At 70.7% G+C, this 26,744-nt stretch carries 24 protein-coding genes; 8 read left to right on the forward strand and 16 right to left on the reverse strand.

From position 1 onward, the window contains the following. Window positions 1-73: 73 nt before the first annotated feature. The 3 genes from Q0Z83_RS04890 to Q0Z83_RS04900 all read right to left on the reverse strand — a co-directional run bounded on the left by Q0Z83_RS04890 (window position 74) and on the right by Q0Z83_RS04900 (window position 3,276). Entirely contained in the window at window positions 74-1,225 is a 1,152-nt protein-coding gene (locus Q0Z83_RS04890; RefSeq protein ID WP_317792578.1) for a vanadium-dependent haloperoxidase, read from the reverse strand. A gap of 122 nt (window positions 1,226-1,347) precedes the next feature. After that, complete coding sequence (locus tag Q0Z83_RS04895; protein ID WP_317792579.1) at window positions 1,348-1,707, reverse strand: hypothetical protein; 360 nt, start codon at window positions 1,705-1,707, stop codon at window positions 1,348-1,350. 27 nt (window positions 1,708-1,734) lie between these two features. Next, the gene (locus Q0Z83_RS04900) at window positions 1,735-3,276 is read right to left on the reverse strand and encodes a GGDEF domain-containing protein (protein WP_317792580.1); all 1,542 of its coding nucleotides are present in this window, start codon (window positions 3,274-3,276) and stop codon (window positions 1,735-1,737) included. An 83-nt stretch (window positions 3,277-3,359) separates the two neighbouring features. On the opposite strand from Q0Z83_RS04900, the gene Q0Z83_RS04905 reads away from it, so the two are divergent. Next, window positions 3,360-4,541 carry an acyl-CoA dehydrogenase family protein gene (locus tag Q0Z83_RS04905; RefSeq protein ID WP_317792581.1) on the forward strand — a complete coding sequence of 394 codons (1,182 nt, stop codon included), beginning with the start codon at window positions 3,360-3,362 and terminating at the stop codon, window positions 4,539-4,541. Window positions 4,542-4,680: 139 nt separating this feature from the next. Here Q0Z83_RS04905 and Q0Z83_RS04910 read toward each other — a convergent pair whose 3' ends face one another. The 3 genes from Q0Z83_RS04910 to Q0Z83_RS04920 form a co-directional block, all read right to left on the reverse strand. Further along, entirely contained in the window at window positions 4,681-5,346 is a 666-nt protein-coding gene (locus Q0Z83_RS04910) for a GNAT family N-acetyltransferase (protein WP_317792582.1), read from the reverse strand. Between the two features lie 81 nt (window positions 5,347-5,427). Next, complete coding sequence (locus tag Q0Z83_RS04915) at window positions 5,428-8,490, reverse strand: putative bifunctional diguanylate cyclase/phosphodiesterase (protein ID WP_317792583.1); 3,063 nt, start codon at window positions 8,488-8,490, stop codon at window positions 5,428-5,430. 104 nt (window positions 8,491-8,594) lie between these two features. Then, on the reverse strand, window positions 8,595-9,503 hold the full coding sequence (locus tag Q0Z83_RS04920) for a 5'-3' exonuclease (RefSeq protein ID WP_317792584.1): 909 nt from the start codon (window positions 9,501-9,503) through the stop codon (window positions 8,595-8,597). A 265-nt stretch (window positions 9,504-9,768) separates the two neighbouring features. Here Q0Z83_RS04920 and Q0Z83_RS04925 point away from each other — a divergent pair, with 265 nt between their 5' ends. Next, window positions 9,769-11,283 (forward strand): non-reducing end alpha-L-arabinofuranosidase family hydrolase, encoded by a 1,515-nt coding sequence (locus Q0Z83_RS04925; RefSeq protein WP_317792585.1) that lies wholly within the window; start codon window positions 9,769-9,771, stop codon window positions 11,281-11,283. A 64-nt stretch (window positions 11,284-11,347) separates the two neighbouring features. Here Q0Z83_RS04925 and Q0Z83_RS04930 read toward each other — a convergent pair whose 3' ends face one another. After that, the gene (locus tag Q0Z83_RS04930) at window positions 11,348-12,313 is read right to left on the reverse strand and encodes an aldo/keto reductase (RefSeq protein WP_317792586.1); all 966 of its coding nucleotides are present in this window, start codon (window positions 12,311-12,313) and stop codon (window positions 11,348-11,350) included. A 10-nt stretch (window positions 12,314-12,323) separates the two neighbouring features. Then, the gene (locus tag Q0Z83_RS04935; RefSeq protein WP_317792587.1) at window positions 12,324-15,437 is read right to left on the reverse strand and encodes an AfsR/SARP family transcriptional regulator; all 3,114 of its coding nucleotides are present in this window, start codon (window positions 15,435-15,437) and stop codon (window positions 12,324-12,326) included. An 83-nt stretch (window positions 15,438-15,520) separates the two neighbouring features. On the opposite strand from Q0Z83_RS04935, the gene Q0Z83_RS04940 reads away from it, so the two are divergent. Next, entirely contained in the window at window positions 15,521-15,844 is a 324-nt protein-coding gene (locus Q0Z83_RS04940) for a hypothetical protein (protein WP_317792588.1), read from the forward strand. Between the two features lie 98 nt (window positions 15,845-15,942). On the opposite strand, the gene Q0Z83_RS04945 is transcribed toward Q0Z83_RS04940, so the two are convergent. Together Q0Z83_RS04945 and Q0Z83_RS04950 are read right to left on the reverse strand one after the other, a co-directional pair. Continuing rightward, window positions 15,943-18,273 (reverse strand): ABC transporter permease, encoded by a 2,331-nt coding sequence (locus Q0Z83_RS04945; protein WP_317792589.1) that lies wholly within the window; start codon window positions 18,271-18,273, stop codon window positions 15,943-15,945. After that, window positions 18,270-18,959, reverse strand: coding sequence for an ABC transporter ATP-binding protein (locus tag Q0Z83_RS04950; RefSeq protein ID WP_317792590.1), 690 nt, complete (start codon window positions 18,957-18,959; stop codon window positions 18,270-18,272). Before Q0Z83_RS04950 ends, Q0Z83_RS04945 begins: the two co-directional genes overlap by 4 nt. Window positions 18,960-19,111: 152 nt before the next feature. Here Q0Z83_RS04950 and Q0Z83_RS04955 point away from each other — a divergent pair, with 152 nt between their 5' ends. From Q0Z83_RS04955 to Q0Z83_RS04970, 4 genes are all read left to right on the forward strand, one after another. After that, window positions 19,112-19,912 (forward strand): sensor histidine kinase, encoded by an 801-nt coding sequence (locus tag Q0Z83_RS04955; RefSeq protein WP_378078512.1) that lies wholly within the window; start codon window positions 19,112-19,114, stop codon window positions 19,910-19,912. Continuing rightward, window positions 19,909-20,565 carry a response regulator gene (locus Q0Z83_RS04960; protein WP_317792591.1) on the forward strand — a complete coding sequence of 219 codons (657 nt, stop codon included), beginning with the start codon at window positions 19,909-19,911 and terminating at the stop codon, window positions 20,563-20,565. Before Q0Z83_RS04955 ends, Q0Z83_RS04960 begins: the two co-directional genes overlap by 4 nt. 20 nt (window positions 20,566-20,585) lie before the next feature. After that, window positions 20,586-21,728 carry an acyl-CoA dehydrogenase family protein gene (locus Q0Z83_RS04965; RefSeq protein ID WP_317792592.1) on the forward strand — a complete coding sequence of 381 codons (1,143 nt, stop codon included), beginning with the start codon at window positions 20,586-20,588 and terminating at the stop codon, window positions 21,726-21,728. Window positions 21,729-21,795: 67 nt separating this feature from the next. After that, on the forward strand, window positions 21,796-22,242 hold the full coding sequence (locus Q0Z83_RS04970) for an Lrp/AsnC family transcriptional regulator (protein ID WP_093611281.1): 447 nt from the start codon (window positions 21,796-21,798) through the stop codon (window positions 22,240-22,242). 27 nt (window positions 22,243-22,269) lie between these two features. Here Q0Z83_RS04970 and Q0Z83_RS04975 read toward each other — a convergent pair whose 3' ends face one another. The 4 genes from Q0Z83_RS04975 to Q0Z83_RS04990 form a co-directional block, all read right to left on the reverse strand. Continuing rightward, on the reverse strand, window positions 22,270-22,869 hold the full coding sequence (locus tag Q0Z83_RS04975) for a DUF6082 family protein (protein WP_317792593.1): 600 nt from the start codon (window positions 22,867-22,869) through the stop codon (window positions 22,270-22,272). A 59-nt stretch (window positions 22,870-22,928) separates the two neighbouring features. After that, a complete protein-coding gene (locus tag Q0Z83_RS04980) occupies window positions 22,929-23,153 on the reverse strand; it encodes a DUF397 domain-containing protein (protein ID WP_317792594.1) in 225 nt (74 codons plus the stop codon). 389 nt (window positions 23,154-23,542) lie between these two features. Next, window positions 23,543-23,782, reverse strand: a complete 240-nt coding sequence (locus Q0Z83_RS04985) for a hypothetical protein (protein WP_317792595.1) — start codon at window positions 23,780-23,782, stop codon at window positions 23,543-23,545. Between the two features lie 9 nt (window positions 23,783-23,791). After that, entirely contained in the window at window positions 23,792-24,733 is a 942-nt protein-coding gene (locus Q0Z83_RS04990) for a phosphotransferase (RefSeq protein ID WP_317792596.1), read from the reverse strand. Here Q0Z83_RS04990 and Q0Z83_RS04995 point away from each other — a divergent pair. Then, the gene (locus tag Q0Z83_RS04995) at window positions 24,732-24,902 is read left to right on the forward strand and encodes a hypothetical protein (RefSeq protein WP_317792597.1); all 171 of its coding nucleotides are present in this window, start codon (window positions 24,732-24,734) and stop codon (window positions 24,900-24,902) included. The genes Q0Z83_RS04990 and Q0Z83_RS04995 overlap by 2 nt on opposite strands. Window positions 24,903-24,905: 3 nt before the next feature. On the opposite strand, the gene Q0Z83_RS05000 is transcribed toward Q0Z83_RS04995, so the two are convergent. Both Q0Z83_RS05000 and Q0Z83_RS05005 read right to left on the reverse strand, forming a co-directional pair. After that, entirely contained in the window at window positions 24,906-26,111 is a 1,206-nt protein-coding gene (locus Q0Z83_RS05000) for a pyridoxal phosphate-dependent aminotransferase (RefSeq protein WP_317792598.1), read from the reverse strand. A 37-nt stretch (window positions 26,112-26,148) separates the two neighbouring features. Further along, window positions 26,149-26,733, reverse strand: coding sequence for a TetR/AcrR family transcriptional regulator (locus Q0Z83_RS05005; RefSeq protein WP_317792599.1), 585 nt, complete (start codon window positions 26,731-26,733; stop codon window positions 26,149-26,151). Window positions 26,734-26,744: the final 11 nt, after the last annotated feature.

Below are 26,744 nucleotides of genomic sequence, written 5' to 3' on the forward strand. Positions count from 1 at the left end.
CTGTCTGGTCATGGGAGCTGTTCCATGCACGCCGGAACAGCCCTCACGACCAGCCTGGTGCGAACGGGGTGGGTCAGCGCCGACGGAAAGCGTGCAGGTAGAGGTAGAGGCTGGTCTTGGCGCCGATCCCGGCGCCTGCCGTGTCGGCTGAGCGGAAGTGGATGCCGCCCCACACGCGGGCGTTGACGAGTTCGGTGAGGGCGCCGGAGAAGCTGGTGAAGTAGCGGGTGGTTCCGGTGTCGGCGCTCGTCGCGTGGAACGGGATGTCGTCGCGGCCGAAGAACAAGCGCAGGATCGTCATGTTGGAGCCGGTCGCGCAGGCGTGCCCGGACGTGTAGTCGGGGCTGCCCGGGGTGATCAGCAGCGGCATCCACGACGGGTCGCCCGTGGTGTCCGGGTTGCCGTCGGTCTCGGCGAGCTGGACCGCGGTGACCGGTCGCCAGAAGCCCCAGTGTCGTTTCTCGTTGAAGCAGGCCGTGTTGGCGTCCGACGCGGCGATGTTGACCATGGCGAGGAGTCGGGCGGTCTGCACGGAGGAGAGCCGCTGGGTGACGGCGAGCTGCCGGTTGATCTCCCACTGGCCGAGTCGCCGGTCGTGCCACCAGCGGGCGGCGTCGGTCTGGTCGGCGGTCCGGGTGGTGCTGTTCACCGCCCCGATCGCCTTGATCTCGCCGAAGTCGCGGGTGTAGGTGGCGCCGGTCAGCGACGGCGGCCCGGCGGTCCGGAACATGTCGGCTCGGGGCAGCACGAACGGCCGCAGATCGGCCGACCAGGCACCGGCGTTGGCGAACGTGGGCGGGGTGGGCCGCCACTGGCCGGGTTCGGTGCCGACCGGGAACGCCTCCACCCCGAACGCGCCGTCGCCGGACCGGGACGCGAGCATGGCGTCGGCGGTGCGCTCGCCGACGGCGATGCCCGACTGTTCGGCCCGGCCGTCCGGGATGCTGGCCAGGAACTCGTCGTACTGGGCTTGGAGCCGGTCCCGCTGGGCCGGGAAGAGCGCGGTCAGGACCCGATGGGCGGCGGCCGCGACGGCGGCGTCGGTGGATTCCCGTCCGGTGGTCCGGGGTGCCGACAGATACGGCTGGTAGGGCTGCCCGGCGATGGCGTTGACCGCGTCGTAGACGGCCCCCTGCACCATCGCGAAGCTTCGGCTCTGCACCCACGGGTTCTCGCGGGCGACGTCCCAGATCGCGGCCTGAGCGTTCTCGTTCCAGATGATCACGGCAGCCGAGGAGGAAGGAGCGGAAGGAGAGGAGGCGGAGGAGGCGGAGGAGGAGGCAGGCGAAGACAAGGCGGCCGCTGGAACAGCGAGTACAGCGGACAGGATCAGTGCCAGTGCACGCTTCATCCGCCCATCGGATCTGATGGATCTGGCATAAATCTGTCAGTCGCCGCCGCGAAGTGGGCGGCCACCCGGTCCCGGGCCACCCGGATCTCCAGATCGGGGGTGAGCTCGCCGGTCCGGGCCAGCTCCCGCAGGTAGTGCACGAGCCGTTCCCATTCGCCGCTGCCGGCCGGGGCGGGCCGCAGCATCGGCAGCGATTCGAAGTGCGCGATCAGGTCCGGCAGGGCCGAGTACGGCGCCGACGCGGTGCACGCCCCGTCCGGGCACCCGCGGAACGTGATCCGCGGCTCCGGTCCGGTCTCGATGCGGAACTCGGCCAGGATGCCGTCGCTGCGTCGGGGCACGTCCGGTGTGACCATGCCCGCCAACGTAACGAGCGTGGGCAATCAGGCGGCGACCGGAAGTTCGACGGCGGGTGCCTGCGCGGCGGGTTCCAGGGATTCCTGCCAGATCGCCCAGCGGGTCTCCGGGCCGAGCGACTTGGCCCGGTACATGGCCAGGTCGGCGCGGTGCACGATCTCGTCGTGGGTGAGTTCGCCGGGATCGGTGACGGCCACCCCGATGCTCGCCGCGAGGGTGATGAGCCGTCCCTCGACCATGACGGGGCCCAGTGCCGCGGCGATCCGGCCGGCCACGTCGTACGCCTCCTCAGCGCTGTTGATCTCCGGCAGCACCACCGCGAACTCGTCGCCGCCGAGGCGGACCGGCAGGCCCGGCGCCGGGACGCACTGCCGGAGCGCGGCGGCGAACTCGACCAGCACCCGGTCGCCGGCCTTGTGCCCGAGGGTGTCGTTGATCTGTTTGAACCCGTTCATGTCGATGACCAGGACCGACATCCGGCGGCCGCGGGCCAGGGTCCGGTAGGAGACCTTACGGAACATGCTCCGGTTGGCCAGCCCGGTCAGCCCGTCGGTGAGCGCCCGTTCGTCGCTCTCCTGCTGGACGATCGTCTGCCGGTAGAGCACGAGCACACTGAGCACCGCCCCGCCCAGGGCGAGCCCGCCCCACGGGAAGAACTCGCCGTCGCGGGCGGCCTCGGTCAGCATCAGTACCTGCGCCACGGCGACCGCGACGAACGGCATGTACCGGCCGACGCCGAAGTGGCGCAGCGAGGCGGCCGACCCGGCCCGGCCCTGGGTGAGAGCCGCCGCCGCGAGGAGCGCGTCGGCCGAGATCCAGCAGATGAACTGCCAGGAGACCGGCATCACCGCGTCCATCTGCCCGTCCAGGAACCCGTGCACGGCGTCACCGGTGAACAGGATCAGAGTGCCCGCGGTGAGCAGACGCAGCGGCTGTTGCGCGGACTCGTCGGCGCCGCGCAGCAGGGCCCGGACCACGCTGAACAGCAGCGCCAGGTCGCCGAGCGGGTAGACGGCGGCGCTGAACAGCACGTCGGTGGAGAGTTCGGAACGCTGCAGCATCGGGCCGATCGCGGTGTACCAGAGCACCACCGACCCGCCGGCCATCACGGTCAGCGCGTCGACACCCGCCTTGATCCGGTCCCGGCGGTTCGTCGGGGCCAGCGGGAACCGCTGCAACGCGATCAGCAGGGCGGTCACGAACACCACATGGGTGGCGTCGTCCCAGTGTGAGAGCGCGCCCCCGGCGTCACCGAAGATCATCAGCAGCGGCACCGCGACGACGAGCGTCGCGAAGCAGGCCGCGACCGCGCCCCAGGCCTGCCGCAGCCGTGGTGGCAGGGCCGGCAGCCGGGCCGCGCGTACCGCCGCGACCAGGCCGAACACGCCGAAGGAGAGCCGGGCCACCTCGGCCGCCGGCTCGTACCAGGACAGCTCCGAGGCGAGGTTGACCATCGAGATCGCCAGCGCGGCCAGGTACAGAGCGCCGAGCCCCAGGTAGGCGGGCGGCACGCCACGGGCCGGGCGGCGGTGCCGTGGTGGCGGCGTCCGTCGACTCGGAGTGTGCACAGCGCCTCCTAGATGGGTTGACGCCGGTGCTGATCGGCCCCGCCCGGCGTCACTTGAGGGACGCCGCTCCTTAGGATCGGCTGATGGCCGTACCCCAGACCCATGACGAGGCGGTCACCGCCGCCCACCAGCTCGCCGAGACCCTGATCCCGGGCGCGATCCAGCGCGATCGGGACGGCGCCGACGTCGTACCGCACGAGGCGATCGCCGCCCTGGACGCCTCCGGGCTGCTCGGCATCACCGTGCCGGCCGCCGACGGCGGGCCCGGCCTCGGGCCGCGCACGCTGGCCGAGGTGACCCGGATCATCGCCGCCGCCGACCCGGCGATCGCCCAGATCCCGCAGGGCCACTACCTGATGGTCGATGTCCTCGTGGTGCACGGCGGGCCGGAGGCGCGTAAGCGGATCCTCGGCGACGTGCTGGCCGGGCGGCGGCTCGGTAACGCCCTCGCCGAGCGCGGCGGCAAACACGCCCAGGACCTGCGGACACGGATCGCCGACGGCCGGCTGGACGGCGTCAAGTTCTACACGACGGGCGCTCTGACCAGTGCGTGGATCGCGGTCAGCGCACTCGACGAGACCGGCCGGGTGGTGCTGGCGATGGTGCCGCGCGACGCCGAGGGCGTTCAGGTGGACACCGACTGGGACATGATCGGCCAGCGCGCCACGATCAGCGGGACGGCGACGTTCCGGCAGGTGCCGGTCGAGCCCGGGCTGTGCATCGACTACGCGCACGCCTACCAGGTGCCGCAGCAGCTCGGCGCGCGGGCGCAGCTCGTGCACACGGCGATCGAGGTGGGCATCGCCGGGGCGGCGCTGCGGGAGGCCCGCGACTACCTACGGGAGAAGGCCCGACCGTCGACCGAGGCGGTCCGGTACGGCGCGGCGGCCGCTACCGACGACCCGCACGTGCGGCACCGGTACGGGCGCCTCGCGACCCGCGTCCGTGCTGCTGAGGCATTGTTGGAGTCGTCTGGCCGTACCCTCGAGGAAGTGGGTTTGATCCCGACCGACGAGCAGGCCGCGGCGCGCGGCAGCCTCGCGGTCGCCGCGGCGAAGGCGTTCGGCAGTGAGGTGGCGCTGGAGGCCGGCTCGGAGCTGTTCACCCTCTGCGGCACCAGCTCGGCCGCCGCGAAATACGGCCTGGACCGGCACTGGCGCAACGCCCGCACACACAGCGTGCACGACCCGATCGATTACAAATACGCGCATATCGCCGCATACGACCTGGCGGACCTGTTGCCGCCCAACCACGGCCAGCTTTAACCCTTCATCGGGTACGGCCACGCGGAGTCCCGTGGCCACCCCGCGACGCAGGCGACAGTCCAGGCCGAAATGCGGCCGCCGGGCTGAATGCGGTGGTCACCGGCTGGTCCGCACTGTGCGTGCGGACCAGCCGGCCGGATCACTGAGCCTGATACCTATACGACGCGAAGATCACGTCGGCGCTGTGCGTGAAGCCGAGGCGGCCGTAGAGGCGGATCGCGTTGTCGTTGTCGTGCACCGCGTGCAGGAACGGGAGCTCGCCGCGGGCCAGGATGCCGGCCGCCACCGCGAGCGTCAGGCGGGCACCCAGGCCCCGGCCCCGGTGCTCCGGATCGGTGCAGACAGCGCTCACCTCGGTCCACCCCGGCATCCGAAACCGCTCGCCGGCCATCGCGATCAGTCGGCCGTCGGCATCCCGGATCCCCAGGTAGCGGCCCAGGTCGATGGTTCGTTTCAGGAACGGGCCGGGCTCGGCGCGAGCGACCAGGTCGAGCATCTCGGGCACGTCCTTCTCGGTGAGCGGGACGGCATCCGGGTCCTCCACCCCGGACATGCTCTGCCCGATCATCTGTACGCCAGGCGTCACCCGGTCGGTCTGCCACCCCGCGAGCGGGGTGATCGACGGGCCGGTGAGCACGGCATAGTCGGTGATCGTGGCCAGGTCGCGCCAGGCCGCCGGATCGGCGGGGTCACTGAGCGCGGCGAACGGGGCGATCTCGGGCTGGAATCGGGCGGCGTTGCCCGCGGCCTCGGCGAAACACGCCTGCGGCCCGGTGAGGGCGGCCCACACGGGGTTGTTCAGCACACCCCAGACCCTGCCCCCTACCGGGCCGCCGCGCCAGTAGATAACCGTCGAACCACCCGCACGCTTATCTGTCGGATGTCATCACACGGTCGCCTGCTGCCGTACCGGATAGGGCTCCGGCTGCACCGCCAGGGCCGGGATGTCGGCCGGCCACAGCGGCCGGGCGAAGTGGTAGCCCTGACCGTACTGGCAGCCCATGGCGTCCAGCGCGGCCCGCTGACCGGCCTCCTCGATGCCCTCGGCCACCACCGCGAGGTCCAGGTTGTGCGACAGGGTGACGATCGCGTCGACCAGCGCGTGCTGCTGCCGGCTGTGCAGGATGTCGTCGATGAACGACTTGTCCAGCTTCAGCACGTCCACCGGCATCTGACGCAGGTAGCTCAGCGAGGAGTAGCCCGTACCGAAATCGTCGATCGCGATCCGCACGCCCATCGCCCGCAGTGCCTTGAGGTCGGCCAGCACCTTGTCGGCGTCCTTGAGTACCAGGCTCTCGGTGATCTCCAGGAGCAGCCACTCCGGCCGCGCGCCGGTCTCGGCGAGCGCCTCGCGCACCTGCTGGGCGAAGTCGGCGCCCCGGAACTGCCGGGCCGACACGTTGACACTCACGTACCGCAGCGTGGTGTCCGGGTTCTCGGTCTTCCACTGCGTGAACTGCCGCAGCGCCTCCCGCAACACCCAGCCGCCGATGCCGACGATCGCGCCGCTCTCCTCGGCCGCCTCCACGAAGTGGAACGGGCCGAGCAGCCCCTTGGCCGGGTGCTGCCACCGGACCAGCGCCTCGACGCCGGTGATCCGCTGGTCGACCAGCTCGACGATCGGCTGGAACTGGAGCACGAACTGCTCGTCCTCGATCGCCTCGTGCAGGGCGGTACGCATCTCCAGCCGCTGCATCATCGCGGTGTGCAGGTCGCTCTGGTAGCGCTGCCAGCCACCCTTGCCGTTGCCCTTGGCCATGTACAGCGCCAGGTCGGCGTGCCGCAGCAGCTCGGTCGCGGTGTCCGCGTCCCGGTTGGTGGCGACACCGACGCTGCACTTCGCGCTGATCATGTGGACGCCACCGTTGCCGTCGATCACCTCGACCGGCACCGACAGGGCCTCGACGAGCGCCGCCGCCACCCGCTCGGCGGCGTCGACCGAGTCGCTCTGCTCGACCAGGACCGCGAACTCGTCGCCACCCATCCGGGCCGCCGTGCTGCCCTTGCCGATGTTCTCCGAGATCCGCTGGGCCACGGTGAGCAGCAGCTGGTCACCGACGGCGTGCCCGAGGGTGTCGTTGACCTCCTTGAAGTCGTCCAGGTCGACGAAGAGCACGCCCAGGGTGGCGCCGTCCCGTTCGGCCACGCAGAACGCCTGCTCCAGCCGGTCCTTCAACAGCACCCGGTTGGCCAGCCCGGTCAGCGCGTCGTGGAACGCCTGGTGGGTGAGGTCCTTCTCCAGGCCGCGCCGCTCGGTGACGTCGCGCAGGGTCACCACCAGGCCGGCCACCGACGGGTCGTTGCGCAGGTCACGCAGGTCGCACTCGATCTCCATCGGGCGGCCGTCGGCGCGTACCCCGGTCAGTTGAATGTCGTCGAGGTCGCCGACGCCGGACCGGATCCGGAACAGGATCTCGCGCAGCGCCTCCTGCGAGCCGCCGGCGATCAGCCCGGCCAGCGGCGACCCGGTCGGGTCGGCACCGAACAGCGTCTCCGCCGACGGGGTCGCGTACCGGATGGTGCCGTTGGCGTCCAGGATCAGGATGACGTCGGCGGCGCTCTGGATCAGCGTCCGGAACCAGGTCTCGCCCTCCCGGCGGCTCACCTCGGCGGTCAGCTCGATCCGCTCCAGCACCACGGCGATCTGCGAGCTGAGCGTTTCGAACGCGGGCAGCAGCAGGTGCAGTACCGGGTCGGCCGCCCCGATCACCAGCCGGCCGGTGCGGTGCCCGGACAGCCGCTGGGTGGCGTGCACGACGTGCTGGAAACCGCCCGACGAGAAACCCTCCGGCAGGTTCGCGGCCGGGATCCGGCGGACCGCGGTCTCGGCCTCCGAGCCCTCCGCGGGCGGCAGGAACTGCAGGTGGTACGGCTGGTCGGCGGGCATCAGACGGGCCACCGCCTCCTTGACCGCCCGGGTCACGTCCTCCTCGGTGGCCGCCGCGAACAGCAGCGAACCGGCCTCCCGCAGCGCCCGCTCCCGGCTGCCGGCCTGCCGCTGCGACTGCGCCAGATCCGCGACCCGCGCCAGCACCAGCAGGAACATCAGCGCCGCGGCACCCGCGATCACCGGCGCGTCGACGACACCACCACGGGCGATCTCCGCGTCCCGGCCCTGCACGTACTCCAGCGCCAGCACACCCGGGGCGATCAGCGCGGCAGTGCTCATCCAGAACAGTCGGTGGCTGCCCATGCCGGGGTTGGGCCGCTCCATCGGCGCGGTCAGCGAGGTCATCGCCGGCCGCAGCGCGGCGTAACCCATCGCCGAGTAGAAGACGATCCAGCCCAGGTCGACCGGGCCGCCCAGGGCCCACGCGCTGTTCAGCTGCGACTGGCCGTAGAACACGTCCGAGATCAGCAGCCCGATCATGGCGACGCCGAACGTGGTGACCGAGTCCAGGCGCTTGCCGGAGCCGGTGAACATCCGCAGGATCATCGCCAAAACCAGCACGTCACCGAGCGGGTAGCCGATCGAGACCAGCTTCTCCAGCATCGACAGGTGCTCGGAGCGGGTGAACGGGGCGATCCAGTAGACCCAGGCCAGCAGGCCCAGCCCGACCGTCGGCACCAGGGCGTCCAGCAGCGCCGAACGGTTCGCGTCGCCGCTGTTGCGGGCCCTGATCATCATCAGGAGCCCGGCGGTGAGCAGCGGATAGAACACCAGGTAGAAGAAGTCCGCGACACCCGGGAAATCGGGGGTCTCACCGAGCGCCAGAATCAGGTTGTACGCGCTGTCGCCCGTCGTGAAGCAGGCGATGGCGAGGCTGATCAGGTACCACGGCAGTCGTCGGCGCGGCCGGTTCAGGCGCACCCCCACCAGCACGGCGATCGCACACGAGTAGCCGAGCGCCGCCCAGCTGTACAAGTGCGCGTCCGGGAAGGCGTAGTAGACGATGGTCAGAACCAGCGTCCAAACGCCGAAGCACGCGCGAGCCACTCGCGTCGACAATGCGTACTCCGTTCGTCGGGCGGCAGGGTTGCCGACCCGCCGTATCGGGGCCGCGGACCCCGATCTGAGCGCACCGCCCCGCCCGCAACCGGACGGCAACCGTCCTATCCCGCTATCGCGTCCACCAGCCGACGGGCCGAGCCGGCCAGATTCCAGCGCTCGGCCAGCGCCAACAACGCGTCCGGGTCGCGGGGCGAGCCCGTCAGCACCGGGTCGAAATCGGGCAACGGCACGTCGGTGGCGACCTTGCACACCGGCAGCGCCTTCGCCAGGTAGTCACGGGACGCCTCGAGCTTCGTGCGCACCCCGGGCGCGAAACCGGCATCCGGGTCGTCGAGGGCGGCCACGATCTGCTCGACCCCGCCATACCGCTCGATCAGCCGGGCCGCCGTCTTCTCCCCGACTCCGGCGACCCCGGGCAGCCCGTCACTCGGGTCGCCGCGCATCGCCGCGAAATCCGCGTACCAGCGGGCCTCGACCCCGTACTTGGCGAGCACCAGGGCCTCGTCGGCGTCCTCCAGCTTCGCCACGCCCCGCCCGCAGTACAGCAGCCGGGTCCGCCGCGAGTCGTCGACCAGCTGGAACAGATCCCGATCACCGGACACCACCTCGACCGGTGCCGGCTGCCCGGCGGCGAGTGTCCCCAGGACGTCGTCGGCCTCGTAGCCCGGCACCCCGAACGCCGGGATCCCGATCGCGGCCAGCGCCTCCAGCAGGATCGGCACCTGCTTCTCCAGCGAGGCGGGCACCTCCTCGACATCACCGTGCGCGACCCGGTGCTTCTTGTACGACGGCACCAGCTCCACCCGCCACGCCGGCCGCCAGTCCGCGTCCAGCGCGCACACCACCCGATCCGGCCGTCTGGTCCGGATCAGCTGAGCGAGCATGTCGAGAAAACCGCGAATCGCGTTGACCGGCTCGCCGGCCTCGGTCTGCGCGGCCTTCTCCGGAATCCCGTGAAAGGCACGGAAGTAGAGACTGGGGGCGTCAACGGCCAGCAGTGGTCGGCTCACCGCCCCACCCTAGTCGCCGCGCCCCGCCGGACCGGGCCCCGGTCCGGATGCGGTGAGCGTGGCGGCGCGCAAAACAATCCTCGAAAAATGTTATGTGCGCTGTCGCGAGAAAGTCGCACGAGCAATGGATATCGAAAACTTGAAGCGCCGGAAATCGTCTGGCAATATCGACTCGCTGATTGTTAGCGTTCTCAATCTGATTGCCGGATAGTTCCCCGGTCCGCGATCACCCGTTCCCCCTTCCCCTAATCCCCGGGAGAACCCCATGTCGATGGGTGAGCTCACACCCGTACCCTCAAGGCGACGGCGGCCCTGGCGCACTGCTCTCGCCGCGCTGGTCCTGATCTCCGGAGGCGGCGCCGTCGCGGTGACCGCCACCGCCGCGTCCGCCGCCACGATCGACACCAGTGCGTCGTATGTGCTGGTCAACCGCACGAGTGGCAAGGCCCTCGACGTCTACAACCTGGCCACCAACGACGGCGCCCGCATCACCCAGTGGACCCGTAACGACCAGGCCCAGCAGCAGTGGCAGTTCGTCGACTCCGGTGGCGGCTTCTACCGGCTGAAGTCACGGCACTCCGGCAAGGTCCTCGACGTCTACAACCTCTCGACCGCCGACGGCGGCTCGATCGTGCAGTGGACAGACAACAACACCACGAATCAGCAATTCAGCATTCAGGACATCGACGGCTACATCCAGCTGATCAACCGCAACAGCGGCAAGGCCGTCGAAGTGCAGGGCGCATCGACCGCCGACAACGCCAACATCGTCCAGTACAGCGACTGGAACGGCGCCAATCAGCAGTGGCAGCTGGTGCGGGTCGGCGGCGGCACGTCCTCACCGTCACCGTCCAACCCCGGTGGCACCTGCACACTGCCGTCGAGCTACCGCTGGTCGTCGACCGGTGTGCTGGCGACTCCGCGTTCCGGCTGGGCGTCGCTCAAGGACTTCACCGTCGCGCCCTACAACGGCCAGCAGCTCGTCTACGCCACCACCCACGGTGTCGGCACCGGCAGTGACTGGGGCTCGATGAACTTCGGCCTGTTCACCAACTGGTCGCAGATGGGCTCGGCGTCGCAGAACGCGATGAACCAGCGAGCCGTCGCGCCGTCGCTGTTCTACTTCGCGCCGAAGAACATCTGGGTGCTGACCTACCAGTGGGGTGCGGCGCCGTTCATGTACCGCACGTCGAACGACCCGACCAACCCGAACGGCTGGTCCGCGGCGCAGCCCCTGTTCACCGGATCGATCACCGGCTCCAACACCGGCCCGATCGACCAGACGGTCATCGGTGACAGCCAGAACATGTACCTGTTCTTCGCCGGCGACAACGGCAAGATCTACCGGGCGAGCATGCCGATCGGGAACTTCCCCGGCAACTTCGGATCCTCGTACACCACGATCATGAGCGACACCGCGGAGAACCTCTTCGAGGCGCCGCAGGTCTACAAGGTGCAGGGCCAGAACCAGTATCTGATGATCGTCGAGGCCCAGAGCTCCAACGGCCGCTACTTCCGCTCGTTCACCGCGACCAGCCTGAACGGTTCGTGGACGCCGAACGCGGCCACCCAGAGCAACCCGTTCGCCGGCAAGGCCAACAGTGGCGCCACCTGGACCAACGACATCAGCCACGGTGAGCTGCTGCGTACCAGCGCCGACCAGACCATGACCATCGACCCCTGCAACCTGCAACTGCTGTACCAGGGCCGTGCGCCCGGCTCGGGCGGCGACTACGGCCAGTGGCCGTACCGGCCGGGCCTGCTGACCCGCCAGCGCTGACCCGCGCGGCGAGCCGCCCCACCGATCCGGAGGGGCGGCTCGTCCGTGCTCGTGGCTCGATCGTCTAGTGGCCGATCACGGCGTGCGGATGGTACGGGGCCTCCAGCGCGGCGATCTCGTCGTCGGTCAGTTTCAGGTCGACGGCGGCGGCCGCGTCGTCGATATGGGACTGCCGGGAGGCGCCGATGATCGGGGCGGTCACCGCCGGCTTGGCGAGCAGCCAGGCCAGGGCCACCCGCGCCGGGGACGTGTCGCGGGTCTTCGCCACGTCGGCGACCACGTCGGCCACCGCGAAGTCCTCCTCGTTCGACAGGCGGGCCATCATCTGGTCGGTCCGGGCCCGCACCGATGCGGCGGCGCGGCCGCGGGCCAGCACGCCCCGGGCGAGAGGACTCCACGGGATCACACCGACACCCGTCTCGAGGCAGTACGGCAGCATCTCCCGTTCCTCCTCGCGGTAGGTGAGGTTGTACTGCGGCTGCATCGACACGAACTTCGTCCAGCCGTGCTTCTCCGCGGTGAACTGGGCGGTCGCGAACTGCCACGCATACATCGTGGAGGCGCCGAGGTAGCGGGCCTTTCCGGCCTTCACCACGTCGTGCAGGGCCTCCATGGTCTCCTCGATCGGCGTGTGCCGGTCCCAGCGGTGGATCTGGTAGAGGTCGACGTGGTCGGTGCCGAGCCGCCGCAGCGAGCGGTCGATCGAGGCCATGATGTGTTTGCGGGACAGGCCGCGGTCGTTGACGCCGTCCCCGACCGGGAAGAACACCTTGGTGGCGAGCACGTAGTCGTCGCGGTGGTTGAACAGGGAGCGCAGCAGCCGTCCGGTGATCTCCTCGCTGCCGCCGACCGAATACATGTCGGCGGTGTCGAAGAACGTGATGCCCTGCTCGACGGCACGCCGCACGATCGGGGTGGCGGCCTGCTCGTCGAGCACCCAGTCACGCCAGTCGCGCGAGCCGTAGGTCATCATGCCGAGGCAGATCCGGGACACCTTGAGGCCGGTCCGGCCGAGCCGTACGTATTCCATGTCGATCACCCTATTTCGGCGGGGCCGCCCGGTCTGCCCCCTCCAACTCGGCCAGCAGCGCGGCGGTCTCGGCCCGGCCCGGCTCGTGGCCGGTCTGCTCGTGTACGCCGAGCGCCTCCTTGGCCGCGCCGAGTGCCTCCGCGTCCCGCCCGAGCGCCCGCAGCGCCACCGCGAGGGCGGTCAACGCCTGTCCTTCGAGCAGCAGGAACTGCCCGGCCCGGGCGGCGTCGACGGCTTCGGCGGCGAGTTCCGCGGCCCGCTCCGGGTCGCTGCCGGCATGGGCCCGCGACAACACGACGAGCAGTTGGGTGGCCGGCTGCCGGATGCCGAGCGAGCGGACCCCGTCGAGCGCGGCGACCAGTTCGGTGATCGCCTCGCCGGCCCGCCCGGACGCGATCAGCATCTCGGCGTGCCGATGGGTCAGCTGCCAACCGCTCATCACATCGACCCGCCCGGCCATCGTGGCGCGGGACCGTTCCAGGATCCGCCACGCCTCCTGATGGCGGCCCTGCCGGTAGACGAGCACCGCCCGGTCGGCCTCGGCCAGCGCGGCCAGGTGGGTGTTGCCCTCCGCGGCCAGGATCGTGATCGCCTCGTCGAGCGGCTGCACGGACTCCTCGTCGCGGCCCTGCAGCCGGCGGATCTCGGCCAGGTTCAGCAGGCTGATCGCGCGGCTGAAACCGCTCTGGTGGTTCTCGCTGGCCAGGGTCTGCTCGAAGCAGTCGGCGGCCTCGGCCAGCTGCCCGATCAGCAGCAGGATCAAACCCACCTTGCCGAGATACTGCGGGGGTACGATCCCGGCCGCCATCGACAGGTCGAAGGCGCGCCGCGCGTGGTCGGCGGCCGGTCGCAGCTCGCCGGCGAACATGTGGTGCACGCTCAGCGAGTTGTGCGCGTCGGCTTCGATGTCGTGCCAGCCGATGTCGTGGGCCAGGTCGAGGCAGCGCTGGGCGTGCACCCGGCACCGTTCGTCGTGCCCGTCGGTGGTGTAGGCGCGGGCCATCACCAGGTCGGCGGCGGCCCGCGCCCGAGGGTCCCCGATGCCGGTGGCGGCTTCCAGTGCGGCCCGCCCCAGCACCAGGGCGGTGGCCCCGTCGAGCCGCCCGTTGAAGAAGAACCGGCAGGCGAACGCGAGCCGCCACACCGCCTCCGGACAGCCCAGCCCGGTTCCCGACTCGATGACGGCGATGATGTTGGCGAGTTCCGCGGCGAACCACTCCCGGGCCTGGCCGGCGTCGGTGAACCGGGTGACGGTGCCACTGCCGGGCGCCTGCGCGTAGGCCGGGTACAGCACGGCGACTGCCGATTCGACGGCACCGACCAGCCATCCGGTCAGCCGTCGCAGCGCGGGCGCCCACTCCGCGGCGTCCGTCCGGCTCCGGGCGTACTCCCTGGTCAGGTCGTGCATGCTGAAACGGCCGGGCTGATGCTCGATGAGCAGGCTGGCGTCGGCCAGCGCCCGCACGATCTCCTCGGCCGCCGCCGGATCGCCGCCGGTCAGCGCGGCCACCGCCTCCGCGGTGACGTCCCCGCCCGGCACCGGGCCGAGCAGCCGCAGCGCACGCTGCTGGGCCACCGACAACGACCGGTACGACTGGTCGAACACGGCCCGCAGGTTGCTCGCCGGGTCGCCCTCGATGGCGAGCGAGTCGAGGGCGGTCTCGGCGACATAGCCGGCGATGCTCTGTGCCGGCCGGACACTGAGATGGGCGGCGGCGATGCGCACCGCCAGCGGCAGCCGCCCGCAGACGGCGACCAGGTCGTCGGCCGCCTCCGGTTCGGCGGCCACCCGGTCCGCGCCGAGGATGCGGGTGATCAAGGCCAGCGCGTCGGCGTGCGGCAGCAGCCCCAGGTCGAGGCGGCGGGCGCCGTCCCGGGCGATCAGGCCGCTGAGCGTGTCCCGGCTGGTGACCAGCACCAGGGCGGGGGAGGACCCGGGCAGCAGCGGGCGGACCTGCTCGGCCGAGCGTGCGTTGTCCAGCACCAGGAGCACCCGCTGCCCGGCCAGGGTCGCCCGGAACAGCGCGGACGCGGCGTCGAGGTCGGACGGCACCCGCTGCGGGGGTACCCCGAGGGCGGCGAGCAGCGTGCTGAGTGCCTCGGCCGGGCGCAGCGGGGCGCGTTCCTCGTACCCCCGCAGGTTGATGTAGAGCTGGCCGTCCGGGAACCGGTCCGCGGTCAGGTGCCCCCAGTGCACGGTCAGCGCCGATTTGCCGACCCCGCCCACCCCGACCGTGCCGACCACCAGCAGGTCGGCGTCGGTGGTGAGCTCGTCGAGCCGGGCCAGTTCGGCGTCGCGGCCGGTGAAGTCGGGGATGTCGCGAGGCAGGAACCGCCGCCGAGGCGTGGCGGGCCGGGCGTCGTGGGCCGCGGCCGGTGCCCGCAGCGCCTCGTCGTTGCCGAGGACGCCCTGGTGCAGGGCGGTCAGTTCGGGGCCGGGCTCGACACCGATCTCGTCGACCAGTAGCCGGTGTGTCCGCCGGTAGACGGCCAGTGCCTCGGCCTGCCGCCCGGCCCGGTAGAGCGCCAGCATCAGGCAGCCGGCCAGTCGTTCGCGCAGCGGCGCGGCGGCTGCGGCGGCGGTCAGCTCGGGCAGCACCGTGTCGTGGTGGCCGAGGTCGAGCTCCCACGCGAACAGCTGCTCCATCGCGGTGAGTCGGCGGTCGTCGAGGGAGACCCGGGCCGGTTCCACCCAGGCGCCGCTGACCCCGCCCAGCGCCGGGCCGGTCCATAGTGCCAGGCCGTCCCGTAGGACCGTAACCGCCGTCTCCAGGTCGCCGCGGCCGGCGTGCTCGCGGGCCGTGGTCACCGACCCCTCGAAGGCCAGCAGGTCGAGCCGGGCCGCGTCGGCGTCGAGCCGGTAGCCGCCGTGCACGCTGGTCACCGGCTCGGCGCCGGCCGCCCGCAGAGCCCGGCGGACCGCCGACACGGCGGCGAACACCTGGGTCCGGGCGGTGGCCGGCGGCTCGGTCTCCCACAGGGCGTCGATCAGCTCGGTCACCGTGACCGTGTGGTTGGCGTGCAGCAACAGGAACGCGAGAACGGCACGGCGCTGCGCCCGGGTGATCGGGATCGGCTGATCACCGACGCTGGCGCCGACCGGACCGAGCACGGTGAACCTCATGTATAGGGAATGTATCAACGCCTGTCGTCATGATTCGCCTCAGTGATCGATCAACCCTGATCGACCGGGAAAGGGGTAACACCATGGTGGACGCCATCCGTCGTACCGCTAAGGCCCTGGCTGTCGGAGGTCTCGTGACGGCCGGCCTGGTTCTCGCCGCTCCGGGCTCGGCGCAGGCCGCGCTCAGCGGCTGTTCGACGAACTACTCGGGCCGGACCGGCACCGCGAAGTGCACCACCGCCACCAACGGCTCGTCGTTCCGGGTCAAGGTGGTCTGCTACAAGATCACCAGCGGGCAGACGCGGACCATCTACGGGACCTGGAAGACCACCTCGGGCTCCACGTCCTCGGCGTCCTGCCTGACCGGTGAGGAGATCGACGACGTGACCATCCAGAAGGTGGTCTGAGTCCGCTCCGCCTGATCCACGGGGACAGGCGGACCGGCGACGGCCCGGGGCGGTGACCCCCCAGCATCCGCTCCGGGCCGTTCGCTTCCACCTCGGCGTCACTCGTTGTGCAGCACCCGCGCGATGCTGAGCCGGGCCGCCGACCGGGCCGGCAGCAGCGCGCCCAGGACCGCGATGAGTATCCCGGCCGTCACCATCAGCCCCAGCGTCGTCGGGTCCCACACCCGCAGCACCTCCACCGGCAGGGTGACCTTCGCGGCGTCCGCGGCGAGCGGCACCACCACCCGGTGCGCGCTCATGCCGAGCGGGATGCCGAGCAGACCGCCGACCACCCCGAGCGCCGCCATCGACGTGATCAGCATCGCGATCACCTGGCGCGGGGTCATCCCGATCGACTTGAGCATGCCGAGGTCGCGCCGCCGGTCCAGGACGTTGAGGGCCACCGTGTTGAGTACGCCGAGCGCGGCGACCGCGGCCAGTGACAACGCCAGCACCGTGGAGAACCCGGCCACGATCGGCGTGAGCTCGTCGCCGCCGCTGTTGTCCCACGGGTCCAGGCCGGGATCGGCCGCCGAGACGGCCGCCAGGTACCCGCCGATGTCGGTGCCGTCGACCAGTTCGACCTGGTAGTAGTAGTCGTTCGGGATCGTGCCCGGAAGGTCCCGCCAGGGCGCGAACAGCGCGTCGTCGCCCGATCCGGGCAGGCCCATCAGCGTCGAGCCGACGATCGTCACGGTCAGCCGGGCGCCGTCGCGATCGAGTGTCAGGGTGTCGCCGACCGCCAGATCGCGCTTGTTCAGCATCTCGACCGGTGCGACCACCTCGTCCGGCCCGGTCATCCAGTGGCCTTCCAGGAGCTGCCGTTCGTGTCCCATGGCGGCGACGTCACCGCGGACGAAGTCGACCCGGATCGGCTCGCTCTGGCCGGGCGCCGCGTAGCTGCGGCCCACCGCGACACCGATCCGCGACGTGCCGGGCAGACCCCGCAGCAGCGCTTCGACCTCCCGGTCGGTACGGGTGCTCGGCGCCTTTCCGAAGTCGGGATTCATCGGCCGTACACCGATGTCGCCGCCGGTCTCCGAACCCAGGGCGGACACCCGCAGCACCGTGTCGGACAGCCCGGTCGCGAAGGTCACCGTGGCCACGCCGAGCAGCAGCGACGCCATGGTCAGAGCGGTCCGGCCCGGCCGGGCGAACGGCAGGCCCAGCCCCAGGCTGACCGCGCGGGGGAGACGCGTACCGCTCAGGGCCCGTTGCACGCGCAGACCGCGACCGCGCCGTTGTGCGCTGCCCGCGCTGATCGCCTCCGCGGCGGACAGCCGCCCGCCGCGAAGCGCCGGAAGCAACGCGGTCAGCAGGACCAGGGCGGGCACCCCGAGCAGCCCGGCCAGCCACACCCACGGCCGAACCCCGGTGTCCTGCCCGTAGCCCAGCCCACGGAACGTGTCGGCCAGCAGCGGCCCGGCGCCGAGGACACCGATCGCCGTGCCGAGGATCGCACCCGCCGCGGCCGGTGCCGCGACCATGGTCAGGTAGACGGCGACCACCTGCCGTGGTGTGAAGCCGAGCGACTTGAGCACCCCGATGTGCCGGAACCCGGAGACCACCGCGCCGCTCACCACGTTGGCCACGATGATGATCGCGACCAGCAGGCCGAGCACTCCGAACGTGCCCAGGAACGGCAGGTAGACACCGGCCGTCTCGCCCGCCTTCTCCTTGAGCGCCTGGTAGGGGTGCGCGGCGACGAGCGCGCCGCCGGGGAGCCCCGTGGTCGCTCCGGCGAGCCGCTGTGTCACCGCCTCCCGGCTCGACACGTCACCGGAGAACCGGTAGAGCATCTGCATCCCGGTCGGCCGCATGGTGGCCATCTGCCCGGGCGTCACCCAACCGTCGGCCGACCCGCTCACGCTGTGCGCCCAGCCGACGACGCGCAGCGTCTGCCCGTCGGTGGAGGTGATCGAGGTGAGCGACGCCAGCGGCCCGGCCTCGAACATCCCCTCGGCCTCGGGTTCCCAGCCCAGCACGATCTCGCCGGCGGCGGTCGCCCAGCGGCCCCGCCAGAGGTCGAGTCGGTCCACGTCACCGTCCGGGCCGGGCCGCCCGACCACGGTCAGCGGCCCCTCCAGCAGCGGCCCGGACCCACCCACCGGCAGGACTGTCGTCTGGGCGAACGGTCCCGCCGACGCCTCCACCCCGGTGGTCGCCGACTTCAGTTGAGCGTCGCCGACCAGCGAACTGTCGAACGACGCCACGGCGTGCGCACCGCGCTGCTGCCCGAAGACCCGGTCGAACGGCGCCGACGTGGCGTCCAGCAGCGCCAGCGACACCACCACGGTGGCCGTGCACAGCAGCGCCACCAGCGCGATCACGAACGTCTGGAGCCGGCGGCGGCGGATCGCGGCCCGCGCGGCCGCCCACACCGCGCTCACACCCGGTCCAGGGTGGACTCGGCGGCGATCCGGCCGTCGGCCAGCTGCACGAGACGGCTGGCGCAGCGGTGCGCGAGCCGTTCGTCGTGGGTGACGATCAGCAGGGTCTGGCCGATCTGGTTCAGGTCGATCAGCAGGTCCATCACCTGCTCACCGGCCCGGCTGTCGAGGGCGCCGGTCGGCTCGTCGGCCAGCAGCAGCGCCGGCCGGTTCATCAGCGCCCGGGCCACCGCCACCCGCTGCCGCTCGCCGCCGGACAGGGCGGCCGGGTAGACGTCGCGGCGGCCCGCGATGCCCAGCTCGTCGAAGAGCTCCAGGGCACGGCGTCGGGCGGCCGCCGCCGACGAGCCGGTCAGCTGTGCGGCGAGCGCCACGTTGTCCAGCGCGGACAGGTCGTCGAGCAGGTTGAAGAACTGGAAGATCATGCCGAGGTGGTGCCGGCGGAACAGCGCCAGCCTCGTCTCGGTCATCTGGTCGAGCCGCTCGCCGTGCACGGTCACCTCCCCGGACGTCGGCCGGTCGAGACCGGCGATCATGTTGAGCAGGGTGGACTTGCCGCATCCGGACGGGCCCATCACAGCGACCGCCTCACCCCGGCGGATGGTCAGCGAGACCCCGTCCAGTGCGGCCGTCTCGCCGTATTCCTTGCGTACATCGTCGAGCCGGACCACCGTCTCTGTCGTCATGTCAGGGGACGCTACGGATCGATACCGGGGTATGACATCGGCCGCCGGATGCAATCCCCCGGTCGCCTCATCCCGGAGATGTACGGAGTCGGACCACGGGTTGATGCGGCCCGGACGGTGGGCGTGCCAAGGTGGTCGGCGTGGGAATGTGGATGCTCGTCGTGGCCGCCGGAGCAGCGGTCATGGTGCCGGCGGTCATGGTGCCGGCGGTCGCGCTGCGCCGGGCGCGGCGGCGCCACGAGCACGCGATGGGTGAGCGCGGCTGGCTGCTGGAGCGCGAGCGGGCGGCCGCGGCCCGGGCCGCCGTCGACGAGGAGCGGGCCCGGATCGCCCGCGAGCTGCACGACATCGTCAGCCACAACGTCAGCGTCATGATCGTGCAGGCCGGTGCGGCCCGGGAGGTGCTGGCCACGATGCCGGCCGAGGCCGGTGCGGCGCTCGCCGCGGTCGAGCGGGCCGGCCGGGACACCATGACCGAGCTGCGCAATCTGCTCGGCCTGCTGGCACCCGACCCGTCCGGCGAGGAGCCGGAGCTCGCCCCGCAGCCGACCCTGGCCCGGCTGAGCCCGCTGGTCGACCGGATCGCGTTCGCCGGTCTGCCGGTCGAGGTCCGGGTGTCGGGCGAGCCGCTTCCGCTGCCGACCGGCATCGACGTCACCGCCTTCCGGATCGTGCAGGAGGCCCTGACCAATGCGCTCAAGCACGGCACGGGCGGAAAGGCCGAGGTGACCATCAGATATGCCGAGCACGCGCTGCGGGTCGAGGTGCTGACCACCGGGCCGAGCGTGTTGACCGGTGATCCGGCCCCTCGCCCCGCCCCGGGCGACGGCGCCGGTCGTGGCCTGGCCGGGCTGCGCGAGCGGGTCGCCGTCTACGGCGGTGATCTGGACGCGCGTCGCAGGCTGGGCGGCGGCTACCGGGTCCGGGCGCGACTCCCGCTGGACGCGTCATGACCGACCCGAGGGTCCTCATCGTCGACGATCAGGAGCTGATCCGGACCGGGTTCCGGATGATCCTCACCGCCCGTGGTGTCGACGTGGTGGGGGAGGCGGGCGACGGCACCGCCGCGGTCGAGGCGGAGCGCCGGCTGCGTCCCGACGTGATCCTGATGGACGTCCGGATGCCCGGGATGGACGGCATCGAGGCCACGAAACGGATCCTGGCCCGGGCCCCGGCCTGCCGCATCCTGATGCTGACCACGTTCGACCTGGACCGGTATGTGTATGCCGCGCTAGCCGCCGGAGCGAGCGGTTTCCTACTCAAGGACGTGACCGCCGAGCACCTGGCGGCCGCGGTCCGGCTGGTCGGCACCGGGGACGCGCTGCTCGCCCCGTCGATCACCCGCCGGCTGGTGCAGCGGTTCGCCGGGGCGGCCGAGGCTCCGGCCGTGCACCGTGACCTGACCGCGCTGACCCCGCGGGAGTTGGAGGTGTTGACCCTGCTGGGGCGCGGCCTGTCGAACACCGAACTCGCCGCGGCGTTGACGCTGAGCGAGGCTACCGTGAAGACTCATGTGGCCCGGATCTTCTCGAAGCTGGATCTGCGGGACCGGGCCCAGGCGGTGGTGCTGGCGTACGAGACCGGCCTGGTTACCCCATCTGGTTAACGAGCGTTAAGCTGCTGGGCATGACCGTGGATCGACTGCTTCCCACCCCTGAAGCGCACGACCTGCTCGACCTCACCGGCGAACTCGCCACCCGCGAGCTGGCCGGCAAGGTCGACGACTTCGAGGCGCGCGGTGAGTTCCCCCGTGAGGTCCTGCGCACCCTCGGCCGTTCCGGGCTGCTCGGGCTGCCCTACCCCGAGGAGGTGGGTGGCGCGGCCCAGCCGTACGAGGTGTATGTCCAGGTCCTGGAGATCCTCGCGGGGACCTGGCTGGGCATCGCCGAGGCGGTCAGCGTGCACACCCTGTCGTGTTTCCCGGTCGCCGAGTTCGGCACCGACAAGCAGCGGGCGATGCTGCCGGACATGGTCGGCGGGGAACTGCTCGGGGCGTACGCCCTCTCCGAACCGCACGGTGGCAGCGATGCCGCCGGTCTCACCACCAAGGCCGTCGCCGACGGCGACGATTTCCTGGTCACCGGCACCAAGGCCTGGATCACGCACGCCGGTCAGGCCGATTTCTACAACATCTTCTGCCGTACGGGTGGGCCGGGCCCCAAGGGCATCTCCTGCCTGCTCGCCGACGCCGACACACCCGGGCTGATGCCGCAGGCGACCGAGAGACTGATGGGTCTGCGCTCGTCGGCTCCCGCCCAGATCGTCCTGGAGGACGCCCGGATCCCCCGGGACCGTCTCGTCGGCGAGGAGAACAGGGGCTTCACCATCGCCATGCGCGCCCTCGACTCCGGCCGGCTCGGCATCGCCGCCTGCGCGGTCGGCCTCGCCCAGTCGGCAGTCGACTATGCGACCGCCTACGCCAAGGAGCGCGAGCAGTTCGGCAAGCCGATCGCGTCGTTCCAGGGCATCGGTTTCATGCTCGCCGACATGGCCACCCAGGTGTCCGCGGCCCGCGCGCTGCTGCTGAACGCGGCCCGCCTCAAGGACGCCGGCCGCCCGTTCTCGATCGAGGCGGCCAAGGCGAAACTGTTCGCCACCGACATGGCCATGAAGGTCACCACCGACGCCGTCCAGGTCCTCGGCGGCGCCGGCTACGTCTCCGACCACCCGGTGGAGCGCTGGTTCCGCGAGGCGAAGGTTCTGCAGATCGTCGAGGGCACCAACCAGATCCAGCGCCTGGTGATCGCCCGCTCGATGACCGGCGGCTGAGACCTCCGCGCGTGACGTTCGCCCGGTCGATGACGGAACGGGCCGCCCCGGTCGGTAGTGTGGCGCCGTGGAAGAGATCGACCGGGCGATCGTGTCGGCCCTGACCGCGGACGGCCGGTTGTCATATACCGACTTGGCCGAGCGGGTGGGCCTCAGTGTCTCCGCCGTGCATCAGCGTGTCCGCCGGCTCGAGCAGCGCGGGGTGATCAACGGCTACACGGCCAAGGTCTCCTACGAGGCCTTGGACCTGCCGTTGACCGCGTTCGTGGCGATCCGCCCGTTCGACCCGTCCCAGCCGGACGACGCCCCGGACCGTCTGGCCCACCTGTCCGAGATCGACTCCTGCTATTCGGTGGCCGGCGAGGACTTCTACATGCTTCTGGTACGGGTGAAGAGCCCCGCCGACCTGGAACGCCTCCTGCAGGACATCCGCACGGCGGCCAACGTCACCACCCGGACGACGGTGGTGCTCTCCACGCCGTACGAGAACCGCCCCCCACGCATCGCCCCCTGAGCTGCGATCGTCTCTTCGCCCGAGGCCTCAGCGGCCCCTCGCCGGCCGCCGCTTCCTACGTGTGCGTCGCCGGGCGTCGACTCGGGAAACGGGCCGCGCCGGAGCGACGCGATCGGCGCTGGAGACCGCTGGTGCAGGCGTCGTTTCGGTCGGCGCACTGATCGGGGAATTCTCCTCGTCGATCGGGGCGGCGAAGATCGGATTCGCGGTCGAGGCGCGCACGCATTCGGACGTCACAATCGCGATGAATCGACGTTCGCGACGCGAATTCTTCGACGACCATGCCTGTCCGACCACCATCCACCAGTCTCGGGCGGGCCGGCGCTGGAATAAATCTGCGGCCACGCTGCGCAGCGCCTTTTCGTCCATCTTCTTGATGTGCCACAGCATGTTCCAGTGCGCCATCCACAAGCTCATCCCGATGCGGTATCCCTGATTGTGCCCTTCTGCGTCGTCCATCTTTTCGAAATTCAGATGCGGGTACTGCATCATCAGCTGCGTCAATTCGACGTGGCGCTCGCGGGAGCCGATCATCTGAGCGATCTTGGCTTGATGGGACTGGTATGCCAGCGAGACGGATACCGCAAAAAGACCAAGAATGGACAAAATGGTCGATATGAGGGGCACATCTACCTCTCAAGCGTGCAAGAGTCTCACGTCTTTGTGACGTCGACTTCTGAAGGGGTTTATTGCGAGTCGTCGAAGAGGTGGAACGTTCCGGCTCGGATTCCCGCGACGAATGAATCCCATTCCACCGGACTGAAGATCAGGACTGGGCCCGTGGGGTCCTTGCTGTCGCGGACGGCAACGGTTTTCGTCAGAGTGGCCACTTCGACACAGTTGTTGCCGCCGGAGCCGTTACTGCGCGACGACTTTCGCCACTGGGCTCCCGCTATCTCGTCGAGGCTCATCGGGTCTCCTCTATTCGCATCGCTATCGTCCCGCAACGTCACCTCGAGGGTGCCGTGGCTGGGGAGGGTCGGTATGTCCGTCGAGGTCGGCTTGCATATCGGTGAGGGTAGGTCGCGATGTCCAGACGTACTAGATCTGTGGTGTCTGGCAATGCTGATCTCGTCCGGACGGTTTAACCTACGCCAATGGGATTCGGGTTGGGGGATTGATTTCGGTCAGCGGGATCCCGTCGTCGCGGATTCACCCAGTGGTCTGGGATCGAAAGCGGTCGTGCCGAATCTGGGTCACTCACCAGGCGGCAATTGATGATCAATCGCCGTGGGCGCGGGCTTCTGACTCTGACCCGTGCCCATTGCCTCAGCATTCATGGAAAGGTGCAATCGGGATGTCATCCCAGCGCGGTCGACAGGTCGGTGTCGGGACCGACGGTGTCCAGGCCGAACTCGATCTCCTCCCGGACCGCCTCGATCGTGTCGTCCTCGCCCAGCACCTCGGGGACGTCGTTGCTGTTCTCGAACTGGTCGAGCATGTCGTAGGCCTCGCCCAGCGTCGACGCACCCATCTCCTGTGCCCACCGCAGCGTGTTCCAGGTGCCGTTCGACGGGGAGAATTCGTCAAAAGCGCTCACCGGCCGAATCTAGCCCAGCCAGGTGGTCCACTCGGGAATTCGGCGCAGGCTCTCGGCGGCGCCGCGTAACCGGGCCGGGCATTCGCGGGCGGCGTGGTCGCGTTCGGCGGGTTCGTCGTGACGATGGCCGAGCGCCCGCCACAGCAGCCACTCGGCGGTCCGCAGCTGTGCCTCGACGATGCCGTGGAAGATCGCCGGATCGGCCGGGAGCGCCCGGCCGCCGGCCCGGAGATAGGCGGCGATCGTACGCTCGAACGGCTCCCGCGCCTCGAAACCCATCGCCAGCGCCGACCGCAGGATCTCGTGCTCGGCGATGTCCGGCCCGGCGCTGTCCCAGTCGAGCAGCACCGGCCCGTCGTCGGTGAGCAGCACGTTGTCGGGTTTGACGTCCCGATGGGAGAGCACTGCGGTCAGTGGTGGCCCGGGCTGCGCGAGGTGTTCGAGCGCGGCCGCGACGGTCGGCAGGTGCTCTCGGACCTGCCGGGTGAACGGCGTGTCCTGCTCGCCGAGCCACTCGTGCCACGACGTCAGGGGGTAGAGCGGGGCACGCTCCGGTGCGCCGCCGGCCGGGTCCCGGTGCAGGAGTGCGAGGGTGGCACCGGTCCAGTCGGCGAGACCGTCGCCGGCCGGATCGGTGGGCCGGCGCCCGTCCGACCAGCGATGCATCTGCCAGTGCTGCCGCACCCCGTCGACGTCGAGTTCGGCGACGAGCGGTTCGAGCCGGGTGGGCAGGCTGACCCCGGCGGCCGCCGCCCGGGCCTCGATCCTGGCCGCCTCGTGATAGGCGTCCCACCACCACCGTTCATCGACTGTGTTGAGGCGCTTGGCGGCGTACCGCCCGGTGGTCGTGGTGAGCCGGAACACCGCATGCGAGACGCCCCCGTCGACCCGGACCGGCGCATCGGTCGGCTGTCCGGTGCCGAAGGCCCGGGTGACGGATGATGGGATCATGAGCCAGCCGGATCTGAACCCCGACGACTACCCGCCGATAGACCCGCGTGAGCCGATCCCCGACGACCCGGGCGAGCTGCTGCCCGACACGCCGGAGACGCTGCCACCGGCGCCGATCGAGCCGATGCCCGACGACGGTGACGAGGGCGGGGTGCGCGAACCGGCGTGACCGTCACTGCCGGTAACTGGCGAGGAATCCACGGAGCCGGCCGATCGCGTCGTCGAGCACGTCGACCGGGGCCAGGAAGACGACCCGCAGATGGTCCGGGGTGTCGATGTTGAACCCGGTGCCGTGCGACAACAGCAGCTGCTTCGACTCCAGCAGGTCGATGATCAGCCGCTCGTCGTCGTGGATCTTGTGGATTTCCGGGTCGAGGCGGGCGAAGAGGTAGAGCGCCCCCTCCGGTTTGAAACACTCCACGCCGGGGATCGCGGTCAGTGCCCGCCACGCGTGCTCGCGCTGCTCGTACAGCCGGCCGCCCGGGGTGACCAGGGCGTTGATGCTCTGGTAGCCGCCGAGCGCGGTCTGGATGGCGTGCTGCGCGGGCACGTTCGGGCAGAGCCGCATGTTCGCCAGCAGCTGCAGCCCCTCCAGATAGTCGGTGTCCTGCGGGCCGAAACCGGTGACCGCCAGCCACCCGGACCGGAACCCGGCCGCCCGGTGCGTCTTCGACAGGCCGCCCATGCTGATCATCGGCACGTCCGGGGCGAGCGCCGCCGCCGTGTGGTGCACCGCCCGGTCGTAGATGATCTGGTCGTAGATCTCGTCGGCGAACACCAGCAGCCCGTGCCGCCGGGCGATGTCGAGCATCCCCTCCAACACCTCCCGCGAGTAGACGGCGCCGGTCGGGTTGTTCGGGTTGATGATCACCATGGCCCGGGTGTCCGGGGTGATCCGGGACGCCAGATGCTCCAGATCGGGCTGCCAACCGTTGCTCTCGTCACAGCGGTAGTGCACCGCCCGGCCACCGCACAGCGACACCGCGCCCGTCCACAACGGGTAGTCGGGACTCGGCACCAGCACCTCGTCACCGGTGTCGAGCAGCGCCTGCAGACACATCACGATCAGCTCGGAGACGCCGTTGCCGAGCATCACGTCCTCCGGCTGGACGTCGGTCGCGCCCTGGATCTGGTACTTGTGGGCGACCGCGACCCGCGCCGAGTAGATCCCGCGAGCATCGCTGTAGCCGGTCGCCGACCCCAGGTTGTGCACCACATCGGCCATGATCGGCTCGGGCGTGGCCAGACCCCACGGCGCCGGATTGCCGATGTTCAGCTTGATGATCTGGTGCCCGGCGTCCTCCATCTGCTGTGCGCGGCGCAGCACCGGCCCGCGAATGTCGTACCGGACCGCCTTGAGCCTCTGCGCCTGCTTCACCGGAACACTCTCCCACCTCGACGACCCCGGCAGCCTGTCACATCCCCGGTTTCCCGGACTGTGGCCGCGTGAACAGCAGGTCCAGCTGCGCATCGAGCACCGCCCGCGCCTCCGCCGCCGTGACCTGCCCGCCGAGGAGATAAACCCCGAGGCCCTCCATGAGGGCGAGCAGACCCAGAGCCCCATCCGGTACGGGCAACAGGCTCCCGAAGAAGCCGGACATCTGCGCCGTCTCCTCCCGCAGCACGGCCGACGCCGTGGGCCGCACCGCCGTGTACGCCAGAAACGCCAGCGCCACCCGCCCGTCGGCCCGGCTCTCGTCCTCCAGCGGCAGCAGCGTCCCGATGATCGTCCGCAGCAGCTCCCGGGGCTCCGGGTCGTCACCCAGCCGGGCGACCGCCGCGGTGACCCGCTCCTGATTACGCTCCCGGACCACCTGCATGGCGAACGCCATCATCTCGTCCCTGGTGCGGAACCAGTGCTGCACCATCCCCGCCGACACCCCGGCCTCGGCCGCCACGTGCCGCAGGCTGACCGCCTCCAGGCCCTGCTCGGCGGCGACCCGCATCAGCGCCTCGGCGATCAGGGTGCGGCGCTCCCGCTGGTCCACCTTCTTAGGCATGTCGTCCATGA

The sequence above is a fragment of the Actinoplanes sichuanensis genome (assembly GCF_033097365.1).
In the GTDB taxonomy this organism is placed as follows: domain Bacteria; phylum Actinomycetota; class Actinomycetes; order Mycobacteriales; family Micromonosporaceae; genus Actinoplanes; species Actinoplanes sichuanensis.